This window comes from Pseudomonas sp. lyk4-R2A-8, assembly GCF_030209095.1.
Lineage (GTDB): Bacteria > Pseudomonadota > Gammaproteobacteria > Pseudomonadales > Pseudomonadaceae > Aquipseudomonas > Aquipseudomonas quebecensis.
Map to the genome: position 1 here is coordinate 38,030 of NZ_JARVSS010000014.1, position 15,662 is coordinate 53,691.

The following is a 15,662-nucleotide window of genomic DNA, read 5'->3' on the forward strand; positions in this document are numbered from 1 at the left end:
GCCGACACCAACAAAAACCCCTTGCAAAAAACTACCACCACGCTACAGGCCAGGAAACACGCGGGTTCCAGAAGGCCACCATTGAGACGGTTGCGCCGACTTGTCCGTAACCCTCCGAAACATACGTGCTTTTCGGCACTACATATTGAGTCAAAACCCTGCATTGTTTGTCTTAGCCACTACATTTCCTACAAACCGTAATAGGCACAGTCAGCAACTGACAGGCGGCACCTGGGGCCGTTACAATTACCGACTTTGTCGCAACGCTTGGAGCTCAACCTTCCGTGCCCGTTCTGCGTCTACCGCAACTCCCTGCCGCGGCAGGTAAACAGCACTGGGGCAACCTGCCCGGTGCCGCCCTGAGCCTGGCCATCGCCGAGGCTGCCAGCGCAGCCAAGCGCTTTACCCTGCTGCTTACCGCCGACAGCCAAAGCGCCGAACGGCTGGAGCAGGAGCTGAGCTTCTTCGCCCCCGATTTGCCGGTGCTGCATTTTCCCGACTGGGAAACCCTGCCCTACGATCTGTTCTCGCCGCACCAGGACATCATCTCCCAACGCATCGCCAGCCTGTACCGCCTGCCGGAACTGGCCCACGGCGTGCTGGTGGTGCCGATCACCACGGCGTTGCACCGCCTGGCACCGACCAGGTTCCTGTTGGGCAGCAGCCTGGTGCTGGATGTGGGCCAGAAGCTTGACGTGGAGCAGATGCGCACGCGCCTGGAAGCCAGCGGCTATCGCTGTGTGGACACGGTGTACGAGCACGGCGAATTCGCGGTACGCGGCGCGCTGATCGACCTGTTTCCGATGGGCAGCAAGTTGCCTTATCGCATCGATCTGTTCGACGACGAAATCGAAACCCTGCGCACCTTCGACCCGGAAAACCAGCGTTCCATCGACAAGGTCGAATCGATCAAGCTGCTGCCGGCGCGGGAATTCCCGTTGCAAAAAGACGCAGTGACCCGCTTCAAGGCGCGTTTTCGTGAGCGCTTCGACGTCGACTTCCGCCGCTGCCCGATCTTCCAGGACCTGAGCAGCGGGATTACACCCGCCGGTATCGAGTACTACCTGCCGCTGTTTTTCGACGAAACCTCCACCCTGTTCGATTACCTGCCCCAGGACACGCAAGTGTTCTCGCTGCCGGGCATCGAACAGGCGGCGGAAAACTTCTGGAACGACGTGCGCAACCGTTATGAGGAGCGCCGCGTCGATCCCTCGCGTCCTTTATTGCCGCCCGCCGAATTATTCCTGCCGGTGGAAGACTGCTTCGCGCGCCTGAAAAACTGGCCGCGTGTGGTGGCCAGTCAGCAGGATGTGGACGCCGGTGGCGGTCGCGAACGCTTCCCCGCGCAAGCACTGCCCGACCTCGCGATCCAGGCCAAGGCCACTCAGCCGCTGGAAGCGCTGTCCACATTCCTTGGCGACTTCCCGGGCCGCGTGCTGTTTACCGCCGAATCCGCCGGGCGCCGCGAAGTGCTGCTGGAGCTGCTCGAACGCCTGAAACTGCGACCTAAAACCGTCGACAGTTGGCCGGACTTTGTCGCGGGCAAGGATCGCCTGGCGATCACCATCGCACCGCTCGACGAAGGCCTGCTGTTGAATGACCCGGCCCTGGCACTGATTGCCGAGAGCCCGCTGTTCGGCCAGCGCGTGATGCAGCGTCGGCGTCGTGAAAAACGCGCCGACGCCAACAATGACGCGGTGATCAAGAACCTCACCGAACTGCGCGAAGGCGCGCCGGTGGTGCATATCGACCACGGTGTGGGCCGTTATCTGGGCCTGCAGACCCTGGAGATCGACAACCAGGCCGCCGAATTCCTCACGATGGAATATGCCGAGGGTGCCAAGCTTTACGTGCCGGTGGCCAACCTGCACCTGATCGCGCGCTATACCGGCAGCGACGACGCCTTGGCGCCGTTGCACCGGTTGGGCTCCGAGACCTGGCAGAAAGCCAAGCGCAAGGCCGCCGAACAAGTACGCGATGTCGCGGCCGAGCTGCTGGACATCTACGCCCGCCGCGCCGCGCGTGAGGGTTATGCCTTCGCCGATCCGAAGGCCGACTATGCGACCTTCAGCGCCGGTTTCGCCTTTGAAGAAACCCCGGACCAGCAAACCACCATCGAAGCGGTGCGCGCCGATATGCTCGCGCCCAAACCGATGGATCGCCTGGTCTGCGGCGACGTCGGGTTCGGCAAGACCGAAGTGGCCATGCGCGCCGCCTTCATCGCAGTGCACGGCGGCAAACAGGTGGCAATCCTGGTGCCCACCACCCTACTCGCTCAGCAGCACTACAACAGTTTCCGCGACCGCTTTGCCGATTGGCCGGTGACCGTGGAAGTGATGAGCCGTTTCAAGTCCGCAAAGGAAGTGAACGCGGCCGTTGCCGACCTGGCCGAAGGCAAGATCGATATCGTGATCGGCACCCACAAGCTGCTGTCGGACGATGTGAAGATCAAGAACCTGGGGCTGGTGATCATCGACGAAGAACACCGCTTTGGTGTTCGACAAAAGGAACAACTCAAGGCTTTGCGCAGCGAAGTCGACATCCTCACCCTGACTGCCACGCCGATTCCGCGCACGTTGAACATGGCGGTGTCGGGCATGCGCGACCTGTCCATCATCGCCACCCCACCGGCGCGGCGCCTGTCGGTGCGCACTTTCGTGATGGAGCAGAATAAAAGCACGGTCAAGGAAGCGCTGCTGCGGGAACTGCTGCGCGGCGGGCAGGTGTATTACCTGCACAACGACGTCAAGACCATCGAGAAATGCGCCGCCGATCTCGCCGAGCTGGTGCCCGAGGCGCGGATCGCCATCGGCCACGGGCAGATGCGCGAGCGCGAGCTCGAACAGGTGATGAGCGACTTCTATCACAAGCGCTTCAATGTGCTGATCGCCTCGACCATCATCGAGACCGGCATCGACGTGCCGAGCGCCAACACCATCATCATCGAGCGCGCCGACAAATTCGGCCTGGCGCAACTGCATCAGTTGCGCGGCCGGGTCGGACGCAGCCATCACCAGGCTTACGCCTACCTGCTCACGCCGCCGCGCCAGCAGATTACCGGCGACGCGGAAAAACGCCTGGAAGCCATCGCCAACACCCAGGACCTGGGCGCCGGCTTTGTGCTGGCCACCAACGACCTGGAAATCCGCGGTGCCGGCGAACTGCTGGGCGACGGCCAGAGCGGGCAAATCCAGGCTGTAGGCTTCACGTTGTATATGGAAATGCTTGAGCGCGCGGTGAAAGCCATCCGCAAGGGCGAGCAGCCGAACCTTGACCAGCCGTTGGGCGGCGGTCCGGAAATCAACCTGCGCTTGCCGGCGTTGATTCCCGAAGACTACCTGCCGGACGTGCACGCGCGGTTGATCCTGTACAAGCGCATCGCCTCGGCCACCGACGAAGAGGGCCTCAAGGACCTGCAAGTGGAGATGATCGACCGCTTCGGCCTGCTGCCGGAACCGACCAAGAACCTGGTGCGCCTGACCCTGCTCAAACTGCAGGCCGAGCAGCTGGGCATCAAGAAGGTCGACGCCGGGCCGCAGGGCGGGCGGATCGAGTTCGAAGCGCAGACGCCGGTAGACCCACTGGTGCTGATCAAGCTGATCCAGGGCCAGCCCAACCGCTATAAATTCGAAGGGGCTACGCTGTTCAAGTTCATGGTGCCGATGGAACGCGCCGAAGAACGCTTCAATACCCTGGAGGCGCTGTTTGAGCGCCTCATTCCGACACCTGTTTGAAGGACGCCCCAATGCGCCTGTTCCGCATTCTGAGCCTGTTGTTAGTGGTATTCGCGCCCGCGGCGTTCGCCGACAGCCCGTACCAGGTAGAAATGATCCTGGTGCGCCAGAATGCGGAGCCGGTAATCAACAGCCGCGCCGCGCCGGAAAACTGGGATGCCGGCGCCTCGCGCTTGGGCACTGACACCATGAGCCCGCCGCGCCTGAACAACATTGTCGACAAACTGAACGCCGATAACAGCTTCACCGTGCTGGCGCACAAGGCCTGGGAGCAGAACCTCGGCGAACAGCCGGTAAAAATCGCCGTCACCGATGGCCAGGAGCAGTTCGGTCAATTCCCCATCCAGGGCGTGCTGAACCTGCAACTGGGGCGCTTCACCGATATCGATGCGGATTTCTGGATCAACCAGTTCGACAGCAACGGCAGCGTCGTAGCCAGCGAGCACTTGTCGCAGAAGGACGTGCGCACCAAGAACAACCAGCTCAACTACCTTGACGGCGGCCATCTGGCACTGCTGATCAAGATCACTTCACTGACCGCCAAACCACCCAGCGCGCCGCCGCCCGAGCTGCAGGACTGATCCAGCGCCATGCCCCCGACGTCGTCGCTTACCAAACCACTGGCCCCTTCGTGGGCCAATCGCTTTAAAGAGCAAAGCCTGGAGCGTGGCCGGCGTTACGCGCTGGAAAACCGCGTACGTATCGTCGAGGCCGGCGACAGCACCATTATTGCCAGTTGCGAAGGCTCGGGCGGCAACGTGTACCGTCAGACCATTTCGCTGCGCGAGTCGGCCAAAGGCGCGCTGCTTTTGGTGGACAGCCGCTGCACCTGCCCGGTGCACAGCAACTGCAAACACATCGCGGCGGTACTGCTCAAGGTACAGGAAACCCTGGCCTACCCCGCCGCCGCCCAGGACGCCGAACTGCTGGAAAAACTCCAGGCCGTACTGGATAACCGCGTCGTACTGCCGCAAGTGCCGATGGACGACGTCCAACCGGTGCCGCGCCTGTGGCTGGCCAGCGCCGAGTTCAGCGCGTTCGAACCGCGCAACGGCAAGATGCAGCGTTATATCCAGCACCGCGCGGCGTTATCCTTCAACTACCTGGGCAACTATGTCAGCGGACAGAAAAACGCCGACATCATTGTGCGCCAGGACACCCAGAGCCTGCGGATCAAGCGCCACCCCGAGGTGGAACAGGCCTACCGCGAACAGCTGCGCCTGCTGGGTTTCAAGATCGCCACACGCCAGAGCAAAGCCTTGCCGGAAAGCGCCGGCGAACTGTTCGAGATGGTCAATGACAGCGCCTGGCTGAACTTCACCCTCAACGCCGCGCCGACCCTGCGCGCCGACGGCTGGGAACTGCAGATTGACGACGACTTCGGTTTCGACCTCAGCGCGGTGGACGACTGGTATGCCACCGTCGATGAAGGTCCCGAACGGGATTGGTTCGACCTTGAGCTGGGGATTATCGTCAATGGCGAGCGGCTGAGCCTGCTGCCGATCCTGCTGAACCTGATGCGCTCCCACACCGAGCTCCTCAACCCGGAGAAAATCGCTCGGCGCCGTGATGACGAGCTGGTCCTGGTGAATATCCCCGGCCTGCCCAATGGCGGGCATGGCCCGCTGCAAGTGGCACTGCCCTACGGCCGCCTGAAACCGGTACTGGCTACCCTCGGTGAGTTTTACCTGCAGGAGCCCGGCACCACCGCGCTGCGCCTGGCCAAGGCCGATGCGATTCGCCTCAACCCGCTGGAAGACCTGCCTTTGCAATGGGAAGGCGGCGAGAAGATTCGCAACTTTGCCCAGCGCCTGCGGGACATCAAGGACTTCACCTGTGTGGCGCCCGAAGGCCTGAACGCGACCTTGCGGCCTTATCAGCTGGAAGGTTTGAGCTGGATGCAGTCGCTGCGCCAGTTGGATGTGGGCGGCATTCTTGCGGATGACATGGGCCTGGGTAAAACCCTGCAGACCCTGGCGCATATCCTCAGTGAAAAGGCCGCCGGGCGCCTGGACCGGCCGTGCATGGTGGTCATGCCCACCAGCCTGATCCCCAACTGGTTGGACGAAGCGGCGCACTTCACCCCGCAACTCAAGGTGCTGGCGCTGTACGGCGCCACGCGTAAAAAACACTTCGCCAGCCTGCAGGACTACGATCTGCTGCTGACCACTTATGCGCTGCTGCCCAAGGACATCGAGCACCTGGCCGCCCTGCCCTTGCATGTGCTGATCCTCGATGAAGCCCAGTACATCAAAAACCCTTCCAGCAAGGCTGCCCAGGCCGCGCGCGAGCTGAATGCCCGGCAGCGTCTGTGCCTGAGCGGCACACCGCTGGAAAACCACCTGGGCGAACTATGGTCACTGTTCCACTTTCTGCTGCCGGGTTGGCTGGGCGACGTCAAAAGCTTCAACCGCGACTACCGCGTTCCCATCGAAAAACGCGCCAGCGAGGTACGACTGCAGCACCTTAACGGTCGGATCAAACCCTTCCTGCTGCGCCGCACCAAGGAGCAGGTGGCCACTGAGCTGCCGCCCAAGACCGAGATCATTCACTGGGTCGACCTCAACGAGGCCCAGCGCGACGTGTACGAAACCATGCGCCTGGCCATGGATAAGAAAGTCCGCGATGAAATCACCCGCAAAGGCGTGGCGCGCAGCCAGATCATCATCCTTGAAGCACTGTTGAAGCTACGCCAGGTGTGCTGTGACCTGCGTTTGATCAACGATGCGACCCTGCCCACTCGCGGCAGCAGCTCGGGCAAGCTCGACAGCCTGATGGAAATGCTCGAAGAACTGTTTGAGGAAGGCCGCCGGATCCTGTTGTTTTCCCAGTTCACCTCGATGTTGAGCCTGATCGAAGTGGAGCTGAAAAAACGCGGTGTCGCTTACGCGCTGTTGACGGGCCAGACTCGCGACCGGCGCACACCCGTGAAGGATTTCCAGAGCGGCAAGTTGCAGATTTTTCTGATCAGCCTGAAGGCCGGCGGTGTGGGTCTGAACCTGACCGAGGCCGATACCGTGATTCACTATGACCCGTGGTGGAACCCGGCCACGGAAAACCAGGCGACCGACCGTGCTTATCGCATCGGCCAGGAAAAACCGGTCTTCGTGTACAAAATGATCGCCCGCGGCACCGTGGAAGAGAAAATCCAGCACCTGCAGAAGGAAAAATCCGACCTGGCGGCGGGGGTGCTGGATGGACGGACCACGGGAGATTGGCAGTTGGGCAACGAGGATATCGAGGCGTTGTTTGCGCCGTTGCCCAATAAGCAGGAAAAGCGCTAGATCAGCTGTGCATCCCGCAAAGCGCCAAGTGCGGTGAGCCAGCGCGGATCCTGTTTGTAGTCAGTCGAAGCAATCGCCTGCCCACGCATACGCGCGATGCGGGCCGATGGCGTGACCTTCATCCGCTGCGCCGCACTCAGCGCCAACTCAGCCGCCGCACGATCGTTACACACCAGCCCCATGTCACAACCGGCGGTCAATGCCGCCTCGATCCGGCTGGCCGCATCGCCGACCACATGGGCACCGGCCATCGACAGGTCATCGCTGAAAATCACCCCATCGAACTGCAACTCGCCGCGCAGGATGTCCTGCAACCAGCGGCGTGAGAAACCGGCGGGCTGGGCGTCCACCTGCGGGTAGATAACATGCGCCGGCATCACTGCCGCCAACTGCTTGCTCAGGCGTGCGAAAGGCACCAGGTCATTCGCGCGAATCTGCTCCAGGCTGCGTTCGTCATTGGGAATTGCGACGTGGGAATCAGCCTCAGCCCAGCCGTGGCCGGGAAAGTGTTTACCGGTGGCGGCCATGCCGGCGCTGTTCATGCCACGGATAAAGGCACCGGCGAGCACGGCGGCGCGCTCGGGGTTGCCCTCAAAGGAACGGGTGCCGACCACGGCGCTACGCTGGTAGTCCAGGTCCAGTACCGGGGCGAAGCTCAGGTCGAGACCGACCGCCAGCACTTCAGTGGCCATGATCCAGCCGCACTGCTCGGCCAGGTACTCGGCGTTGGGGTTGTCCGCCAACGCGCGCATGGCCGGCAGGCGCACGAAGCCTTGGCGCAGGCGCTGCACGCGCCCGCCTTCCTGGTCGACCGCCAGCAGCAGGTCCCGGCGCACCGCCCGAATGGCCGCGCTCAACTCACGGACCTGGCGTGGATGCTCGATATTGCGCGCAAAAATGATCAAGCCGCCCACCTCCGGCTGGCGCAACAGGTGGCGATCCTCAGCCGTGAGCCAAGTACCGGCCACGTCGACCATCAAAGAACCTTGCAGGGCAACTGTCATAAACCTTCCTTAAATAACGCACACAACCCGTTGCGCTCACTCGGTGCAAGGCACGCGGTGAGCACAACGGGTTGCGAATAATCAGCAGACATGAACATGGCGGCTAGCTTAGCGGATGCCAGTGGCCGCGCACACCCAGGGAGATCAAACCTTGGCGGGGGTGGGCACGGTTTTGCTGCGTGGGCGCAGTTGCGCGGCGGCCATGGTCGGGTCGGTCACGCCGGTTTCAGCGCGCATGCCGGCGGCAAGGAACGGCACCATCAGGCGCATGACTTGCTCGATGGAGGTATTGACGCCGAAATCAGTCTCGGCAATTGCACGCAACGCCTTGATGCCGGACATGCTGAACGCCGCGGCCCCGAGCATGAAATGCACGCGCCAGAACAATTCGATCGGCGGAATACGCGGCGCGGCTTCGTTGACCAGCAACATATAGCGGCGAAAAACCTTACCGTACATATCTTCCAGGTACCGCCGCAGGTGGCCCTGGCTCTGGCTGAACGCCAGGCCGAGCAAGCGCATGAAGATCGACAAGTCATTGCCGCTGCGCGGTTGCACCACGAGCGCTTGCTCGACAAGAATTTCCAGCAGTTCTTCCAGGCTAGGCTTGTGATCGGCCTTGGCCTGGCGGCGCTCGAGCTCACGGTCGAGGCTGGCGCAGAAAGGCCCCAGGAAGCGCGAGAACACCGCCTGGATCAGGGCCTTTTTCGAGCCGAAATGGTAATTCACTGCCGCGAGGTTGACCCCGGCCTTGCTGGTAATCAGCCGCAATGAAGTTTCAGCAAATCCTTTTTCCGCGAACAATTGCTCGGCGGCATCGAGAATGCGTTCAACGGTTTCCGACTGGGCCATGGCTACTCCGCCTGACAAACACTTGTTTGAAACATACGTTTCAGGTTGTGTCTTGTCAAGCCTGGCAGGCCGTTTTCCGGCCGGGCAGTCATCGCTCCAAGCGCCATTTAATCACATCCGAACGGGTCTGTAGGTAGCGCTATCCAGCACTTGTAGGAAGGATGCATCACGACCGTCCAGCGGAGTGCTGAAAAAGGATGATTGCCAAGCGCAGTTCACTGTATATAATCCCAGTCACTGTATAAAAAGACAGAGCGATCAACATGCTAAAACTGACGCCACGCCAAGCTGAGATTCTGGCTTTTATCAAGCGCTGCCTCGATGACAACGGCTACCCGCCGACGCGAGCGGAAATTGCGCTGGAACTGGGGTTCAAGTCCCCCAACGCCGCCGAAGAACACCTAAAGGCCCTCGCACGCAAAGGCGCGATCGAGATGACCCCAGGTGCTTCGCGAGGCATTCGCATCCCAGGCTTCGAGGCCAAGGCCGACGAGTCGACATTGCCGATCATCGGGCGCGTCGCCGCCGGTGCGCCGATCCTGGCGCAGCAACACGTCGAAGAGTCCTGCAATATCAACCCGACCTTCTTCCATCCTCGCGCCGACTATTTGTTGCGAGTACACGGCATGAGCATGAAGGACGTCGGCATCTTCGACGGCGATCTACTGGCCGTGCACACCACCCGTGAGGCCCGCAATGGCCAGATCGTCGTGGCCCGTATCGGCGATGAAGTCACCGTCAAACGCTTCAAGCGCGAAGGCAGCAAGGTCTGGCTCCTGGCCGAGAACCCTGAGTTCGCCCCGATTGAAGTGAACCTGAAAGATCAGGACCTGGTGATCGAAGGCTTGAGCGTCGGCGTCATTCGCCGCTAGAGGAGGCACCATGCAGCTCGTACACACCCCACAACACACCCAACTTTCGCTGTTCGAGGCCTTCATGGCCCATCCCCTTGCGCCGATCCTCAAGGAAACGGTCGAGGCGCCCTGGAACGTCGAACCCGAGGCGTTCAGTGAGCTGTCGTTGCGCGGTGCTGCCGAGAGCTGCCTGAACCTGTTGGCGCCTATCCTGCGCAACTTGAGCGAAGAGCAGGACGCCCGCTGGCTGACCCTGATCGCCCCGCCCGCCAGCCTTACCCAGGCCTGGCTGCGGGAAGCCGGCCTCAACCGCGAACGTATCCTTTTGCTGCAACCGCGCGGCACACAAAGCGCTCAACAGCTGACGTGCGAGGCATTGCGCCTGGGCCGCAGCCACACCGTGGTCAGCTGGCTAAACCCATTGAGTGCCGCCTCCAGGCAACAACTGGTCAACGCCGCGCGCGTCGGCGATGCGCAGAGCCTGAATATTCGATTGGGATGAAGATTCCCCCACGCGGGCCATCCTCAGGAGGAGGCTCGTTGTGGTGGAGAGTGAAGGTAGGCGTGAAACGACGTGAGTGGTGAGCCTGCTTAATACCCCACCACAACACCATACGGCTTGAACAATCAGTGAAGTACTCGCGGTCCGTCTTCTTTCTCCGGCTCGCCTTCGGCCAGTCGCCCCGCCATCTGCACACCGACGCTCAACATGGCTTTTGCCACTTCCACATGCTGACCTTGCAGAAACACCTTGGCGTCCTCGGAAAAATCCAGAATAACCAGAGAGCCCTCGTCCTCAGCCCGGCGCAGTTCGATTCGGCCGTCAGGCAGTTCAACAATTTCCAGAAAGGACGTCGGCATAAAATCTGTTCTCCACGAAAGGCCGGGATTATATCAGTCATCCGCCCGGCCTCGCTGCGGATCTGAACAGGTTTCTTTACGGCTTGATAAACGGTGCTTTTTAAGTAAAAGCCGCTATTAACACTCGTTGAGCCCTTCACGAAAGCGCAGTGCCATCTTTTTCAGCGCTTGCCGCCAGCCTTCCAGCTCTTCCCGACTCAGGGGCTTGGGCTCCTCCTCTTCCAGCGCGACCGCTACGATCAGCGGTTGAGTGACGTCGCCTTTAGGTACATGGGGGACGCGGGGCGGCTGGAACATATCAGCATGGGCCTTGAGCAAACGCGCCACCCAGCTGTCGGGACTCTGAGCCATTTCTACCAGCTCGGCTAATTCGGGAATGGCCATGGACGCCAGCACTTCACTGTTCATGATCATTTCGGCACGCGGCGAACCCGCCTGGGGTAAGCGGTAGAACCCGGCGATTTCATGGCACAGCCCCAGCAAGGCGCCGTACAAGTGGAACAACGCCGCTTCTCGCCCCGCCTGGACCAGCGCGATGGCGTTCATCTCCTTCCCTTCCTCGGCACGACCGAGGGCTTCCAGGGACAAACCCGCGAAGTAAATTTTCTGATTGGTACGGGTATAGAGTTCGTGGGCCATAACGGCAATCTCCACAACGAATTAGGCGTGATGCTGGCTGAACAGTGTCACGGATCAGCCGAATCGACCGCAAGTGCAATAACCGCTGCTTGTGCAGGTCGGAACTCTACTTTCAGAAACCAAAAAAATCCAAATGTGGCAGGGGCTTGCCCCTCCCACACTGGATCTTCAGTGCATGCGAAAGATCAAGCGCCCTGGCGCTTGTCCTCGACCTTCCACTTGCCACCTTCGTAGAAGGCTTTCCAGCCGGTCGGCTTGCCATCCACTTCGGATTGCACGTACTGCTCCTTGGTCTTGCGGCTGTAGCGAATCACCGCTGGGCGACCGTCCGGGTCCTTCTTCGGTGCTTCACACAGGAAGTGGTACTTAGGATCGATCTCGTCCTTGTGCGGCACGATCTCCATCACCAACGGCGCGCGGGTCTCGCGGTTTTTCGGGAACTGACTGGCCGCCAGGAACAAGCCCGAGGCACCATCACGCAGGATGTAAGTGTCGTTGACCTTCTCGCACTTGAGCTCCGGCATTTTCACCGGGTCCATCTTCGGCGGCGCCGCGTCGCCGCTTTTCAGCAGTTTGCGGGTGTTTTTGCACGTCGGGTTGGTACAGCCGAAGAACTTGCCGAAACGGCCGGTCTTGAGCTGCATCTCACTGCCGCACTTGTCGCATTCCAGGCTCGGACCTTCGTAGCCCTTGATGCGGTAAGTGCCCTCTTCGATCTCGTAGCCGTTGCAATCCGGGTTGTTACCGCAGATATGCAGCTTGTGCTTCTCATCCAACAGGTAAGCATCCATCGCCGTGCTGCAGATTGGGCAGCGATGCTTGCCGCGCAGGACCAGCGATTCGGATTCACCTTCGTCGTCGGCGGCGATTTCATCGCCCGGCACCAGGTTGACCGTGGCCTTGCAGCGTTCTTTCGGCGGCAGGCTATAGCCCGAGCAGCCGAGGAAAACACCCGTGGACGCCGTGCGAATCTGCATCGGACGACCGCATGTCTGGCATGGAATGTCCGTCATCACCGGCTGGTTGGCACGCATGCCGTTTTCAGGGCTCTCGGCCACTTCGAGTTTCTTCTTGAAGTCGCCGTAGAACTCGTCCAGCACGTTTTTCCAGTCGCGCTCGCCCTGCGCCACATCGTCCAGGTTCTCTTCCATGCCGGCGGTGAAGCCGTAGTCCATCAGGTTTGAGAAGCTCTCGGAGAGACGCTCGGTAACGATGTCACCCATCTTTTCCGAATAGAAACGACGGTTATGCAGCGCCACGTAGCCACGGTCCTGGATGGTGGAAATGATCGCCGCGTAGGTCGACGGACGACCGATGCCGCGTTTTTCCATCTCTTTGACCAGGCTGGCTTCCGAATAACGCGCCGGCGGCTTGGTGAAGTGCTGGGACGGGTCAAGCTTGATCAGCTTCAACGTGTCGCCCTGGGCCATGTCCGGCAGCACATCGTCGTCGCCAGGCTTGGCGATCTGCGGCATCACGCGGGTGTAACCGTCGAACTTGAGGATACGGCCCTTGGCGCGCAACTCGAAATCCCCGGCGCCCACGCTGACTGTGGTGGACAGGTATTGCGCCGGCAGCATCTGGCAAGCCAGGAACTGGCGCCAGATCAGCTCGTAGAGGCGCTCAGCGTCGCGTTCCATGCCACTGAGCTTGCTTGGCTCGGTGTTGGCGTCGGAAGGACGAATCGCTTCGTGAGCCTCCTGGGCGCCTTCCTTGCTGCTATAGACGTTAGGCTTTTCCGGCAGGTACTTCTTGCCGAACTCGCTTTCGATATAGGTACGCGCCATCGCCACCGCATCCTGCGACAGGTTGGTGGAGTCGGTACGCATATAAGTGATGTAACCGGCTTCGTACAGACGCTGGGCCATCATCATGGTTTTCTTCACACCGAAGCCCAGGCGGTTGCTCGCGGCCTGTTGCAGGGTGGAGGTGATGAACGGTGCCGACGGCTTGCTGCTGGTAGGTTTGTCTTCACGCTTGACGATGCTGTAGCTGGATGCCTTGAGCTTTTCCAGCGCGGCCATGGCCTGGGCTTCGTTCAGCGGCTTGAAGGCTTCGCCTTTCTCACGAGCCACTTCGAAGCGCACATTGGCGCCCTTGGCGGTGCCCAGGTCGGCGTGGACTTCCCAGTACTCTTCAGGGATGAATGCACGGATCTCGCGCTCACGTTCCACCACCAGCTTCACGGCTACAGACTGCACACGGCCGGCGGACAGGCCACGGGCGATCTTGGCCCACAGCAGCGGCGAAACCATGTAACCCACTACGCGGTCAAGGAAACGCCGCGCCTGCTGGGCATTGACGCGGTCGATATCCAGCTCGCCGGGCTTGGAGAAAGCTTCCTGGATGGCTTTCTTGGTGATCTCGTTGAACACCACGCGCTTGTAGCGGCTGTCGTCACCGCCGATGGCTTCCCGCAGGTGCCAGGCAATGGCTTCCCCTTCGCGGTCCAAGTCCGTCGCGAGATAGATGGTGTCAGCATCCTTGGCGAGCCGGCGCAGCTCTTCGATCACCTTCTCCTTGCCCGGAAGGATTTCGTACTTGGCCTTCCAGCCATGATCCGGATCGACGCCCATGCGCGAGACCAGCTGCTTGCGCGCTTTCTCCTTGGGGCTGAGTACCGGACCTTCGCCCGCGGCGGCCTTGCCGCGCTTGGCGGCAGGCTCCTTGCTGGCGCTAGCCGAACCGCTGGTGGGCAGGTCTCGGATATGGCCGATACTCGACTTCACCACGTACTCGTTGCCCAAGTACTTGTTGATGGTCTTGGCCTTAGCCGGGGATTCCACAATGACCAGCGATTTGCCCATGGATCGGAAAATTCCTGAATTCGAGAAGTGAAAGGCAGTTGGCGCCTGACGCGGCAACGCTATATATAGTGGCAACCGGGTGAGGTCAAGCGCAGCATTCTGCGCGGCCTACGGTTATTGCCCTTTAAAAAGACTGGGTTCGGCCTGGACCAAAGCAAAGCGTGGGACCTGCTCGCCGTCAACCTCGACGCTTTCCAGGAACATGCTCAAGGGGCGCACCCAAAAGCCGTAATCGCCATACAGTGCTTGGTAAAACACGACTTGCTCTTCGGTCTCGGAGTGGCGCGCCACGCTGAAAACCCGGTACTGCGGACCTTTATAATGCTGGTAGAGCCCTGGTTCGACTTTCATGCTCTGGCCCCCTTACAAAATTTATAAAAAAAAAATTTAAAAAATCCAAAAAACAAAAACCGGGGCACTGGGCCCCGGCTTCCGTCAACCCAACGCTTAGACGCGTTCGAAGACGGTGGAAATGCCTTGGCCAAGACCAATGCACATGGTGGCTACCCCAAGGTTGCCGCCATTTTGCTTCATTACATTGAGCAACGTGCCAGAGATCCGCGCACCGGAGCAACCGAATGGATGGCCCAGGGCAATCGCACCGCCGTGCAGGTTAACCTTCTCATTCATCTTGTCGAGCACTTTCAAATCTTTCAGCACCGGCAGAGCCTGTGCGGCGAATGCTTCGTTGAGCTCGAAGAAGTCGATATCGCTGATGGAAAGACCCGCGCGCTTCAAGGCTTTCTGCGTCGCCGGTACTGGACCATAGCCCATGATCGCCGGGTCCACACCCGCCACCGCCATCGAACGAATCACCGCCAGCGGTTGGATCCCGAGGTCCTGGGCACGCTGCGCCGACATCACGATCATGCACGAGGCACCATCGGTGATTTGCGACGACGTGCCCGCCGTGACGGTACCGCCCTTCGGATTAAAGGCAGGCTTGAGGGCCGCCAGGCTTTCCAGGGTGGTATCCGGACGAATGGTCTCGTCGTAGTCGAACAGTTTCAGGAAACCGTTCTCGTCGTAGCCGTTCATCGGGATGATTTCATCCTTGAACTTGCCTTCCACGGTCGCCTTGTGAGCGAGTTGATGGGAACGCAGGCCGAAGGCATCCTGGGCTTCACGGGTAATGCCGTGCATTTTGCCGAGCATCTCCGCCGTCAGGCCCATCATGCCCGAGGCTTTGGCCGCGTACAGCGACATATGCGGGTTCGGATCGACGCCGTGCATCATGCTGACGTGGCCCATATGCTCCACGCCACCGACCACGAATACATCGCCGTTACCGGTCATGATCGCCTGGGCGGCGGTGTGCAGCGCGCTCATCGACGAGCCGCACAGGCGGCTGACGGTCTGGCCGGCCGCAGTGTGGGGGATCTGAGTCATCAGCGACGCCATGCGCGCGATGTTCCAGCCCTGCTCCAGGGTCTGGTTGACGCAGCCCCAGATCACATCCTCGACTTCGTTCGGGTCGACCTTGGTGTTACGTTCCAGCACTTTGCTGATCAGGTGCGCCGACATGTCTTCGGCGCGGGTATTGCGGTGCATGCCGCCCTTGGAGCGGCCCATCGGCGTGCGACCGAAGTCGACAATCACGACGTCTCTTGGATTCAAGCTCATAAAT

General features: G+C 60.7%; 12 protein-coding genes. 5 read left to right on the forward strand and 7 right to left on the reverse strand.

Annotated features, from left to right (window positions below):
• Window positions 1–284 precede the first annotated feature (284 nt).
• Genes mfd through QRN10_RS14655 form a run of 3 tightly spaced genes read left to right on the forward strand, consistent with a single transcriptional unit; the run spans window position 285 to window position 7,018 of the window.
• Window positions 285–3,734: a transcription-repair coupling factor gene (gene mfd / locus QRN10_RS14645; RefSeq protein WP_181078071.1), complete on the forward strand. Its 3,450-nt coding sequence runs from the start codon at window positions 285–287 to the stop codon at window positions 3,732–3,734.
• 11 nt (window positions 3,735–3,745) lie between these two features.
• On the forward strand, window positions 3,746–4,315 hold the full coding sequence (locus QRN10_RS14650) for a CsiV family protein (protein ID WP_181078070.1): 570 nt from the start codon (window positions 3,746–3,748) through the stop codon (window positions 4,313–4,315).
• A gap of 9 nt (window positions 4,316–4,324) precedes the next feature.
• Entirely contained in the window at window positions 4,325–7,018 is a 2,694-nt protein-coding gene (locus tag QRN10_RS14655) for an SNF2-related protein (RefSeq protein ID WP_285428622.1), read from the forward strand.
• On the opposite strand, the gene nagZ is transcribed toward QRN10_RS14655, so the two are convergent.
• Together nagZ and QRN10_RS14665 are read right to left on the reverse strand one after the other, a co-directional pair.
• On the reverse strand, window positions 7,015–8,022 hold the full coding sequence (nagZ, locus tag QRN10_RS14660; RefSeq protein ID WP_285428623.1) for a beta-N-acetylhexosaminidase: 1,008 nt from the start codon (window positions 8,020–8,022) through the stop codon (window positions 7,015–7,017). The two genes, QRN10_RS14655 and nagZ, sit on opposite strands and share 4 nt — an antisense overlap.
• A gap of 144 nt (window positions 8,023–8,166) precedes the next feature.
• Window positions 8,167–8,874 (reverse strand): TetR/AcrR family transcriptional regulator, encoded by a 708-nt coding sequence (locus QRN10_RS14665; protein ID WP_181078064.1) that lies wholly within the window; start codon window positions 8,872–8,874, stop codon window positions 8,167–8,169.
• A gap of 263 nt (window positions 8,875–9,137) precedes the next feature.
• Between QRN10_RS14665 and lexA the strand changes: the two genes are divergently transcribed.
• Both lexA and sulA read left to right on the forward strand, forming a co-directional pair.
• Window positions 9,138–9,746, forward strand: coding sequence for a transcriptional repressor LexA (lexA, locus tag QRN10_RS14670; protein ID WP_003172575.1), 609 nt, complete (start codon window positions 9,138–9,140; stop codon window positions 9,744–9,746).
• Window positions 9,747–9,756: 10 nt separating this feature from the next.
• Entirely contained in the window at window positions 9,757–10,230 is a 474-nt protein-coding gene (gene sulA, locus QRN10_RS14675) for an SOS-induced cell division inhibitor SulA (protein WP_181078063.1), read from the forward strand.
• 125 nt (window positions 10,231–10,355) lie between these two features.
• On the opposite strand, the gene QRN10_RS14680 is transcribed toward sulA, so the two are convergent.
• From QRN10_RS14680 to fadA, 5 genes are all read right to left on the reverse strand, one after another.
• The gene (locus QRN10_RS14680) at window positions 10,356–10,589 is read right to left on the reverse strand and encodes a hypothetical protein (RefSeq protein WP_010212068.1); all 234 of its coding nucleotides are present in this window, start codon (window positions 10,587–10,589) and stop codon (window positions 10,356–10,358) included.
• A gap of 117 nt (window positions 10,590–10,706) precedes the next feature.
• Window positions 10,707–11,228: a DUF6586 family protein gene (locus QRN10_RS14685; protein WP_181078061.1), complete on the reverse strand. Its 522-nt coding sequence runs from the start codon at window positions 11,226–11,228 to the stop codon at window positions 10,707–10,709.
• Between the two features lie 185 nt (window positions 11,229–11,413).
• Entirely contained in the window at window positions 11,414–14,035 is a 2,622-nt protein-coding gene (gene topA, locus QRN10_RS14690) for a type I DNA topoisomerase (RefSeq protein ID WP_253511294.1), read from the reverse strand.
• A gap of 114 nt (window positions 14,036–14,149) precedes the next feature.
• Window positions 14,150–14,386 carry a DUF1653 domain-containing protein gene (locus QRN10_RS14695; protein ID WP_181078057.1) on the reverse strand — a complete coding sequence of 79 codons (237 nt, stop codon included), beginning with the start codon at window positions 14,384–14,386 and terminating at the stop codon, window positions 14,150–14,152.
• 96 nt (window positions 14,387–14,482) lie between these two features.
• Entirely contained in the window at window positions 14,483–15,658 is a 1,176-nt protein-coding gene (fadA, locus tag QRN10_RS14700) for an acetyl-CoA C-acyltransferase FadA (protein ID WP_003189650.1), read from the reverse strand.
• Window positions 15,659–15,662 lie beyond the last annotated feature (4 nt).

What these genes read in the sequence shown, in the direction of transcription:
- sulA (WP_181078063.1), top strand. Translation starts at nt 9,757, where the DNA reads ATGCAGCTCGTACACACCCCACAACACACCCAACTTTCGCTGTTCGAG.
- nagZ (WP_285428623.1), bottom strand. Translation starts at nt 8,022, where the DNA reads ATGACAGTTGCCCTGCAAGGTTCTTTGATGGTCGACGTGGCCGGTACT.
- QRN10_RS14655 (WP_285428622.1), top strand. Translation starts at nt 4,325, where the DNA reads ATGCCCCCGACGTCGTCGCTTACCAAACCACTGGCCCCTTCGTGGGCC.
- QRN10_RS14680 (WP_010212068.1), bottom strand. Translation starts at nt 10,589, where the DNA reads ATGCCGACGTCCTTTCTGGAAATTGTTGAACTGCCTGACGGCCGAATC.
- lexA (WP_003172575.1), top strand. Translation starts at nt 9,138, where the DNA reads ATGCTAAAACTGACGCCACGCCAAGCTGAGATTCTGGCTTTTATCAAG.
- QRN10_RS14665 (WP_181078064.1), bottom strand. Translation starts at nt 8,874, where the DNA reads ATGGCCCAGTCGGAAACCGTTGAACGCATTCTCGATGCCGCCGAGCAA.
- QRN10_RS14695 (WP_181078057.1), bottom strand. Translation starts at nt 14,386, where the DNA reads ATGAAAGTCGAACCAGGGCTCTACCAGCATTATAAAGGTCCGCAGTAC.
- topA (WP_253511294.1), bottom strand. Translation starts at nt 14,035, where the DNA reads ATGGGCAAATCGCTGGTCATTGTGGAATCCCCGGCTAAGGCCAAGACC.
- QRN10_RS14685 (WP_181078061.1), bottom strand. Translation starts at nt 11,228, where the DNA reads ATGGCCCACGAACTCTATACCCGTACCAATCAGAAAATTTACTTCGCG.
- fadA (WP_003189650.1), bottom strand. Translation starts at nt 15,658, where the DNA reads ATGAGCTTGAATCCAAGAGACGTCGTGATTGTCGACTTCGGTCGCACG.
- QRN10_RS14650 (WP_181078070.1), top strand. Translation starts at nt 3,746, where the DNA reads ATGCGCCTGTTCCGCATTCTGAGCCTGTTGTTAGTGGTATTCGCGCCC.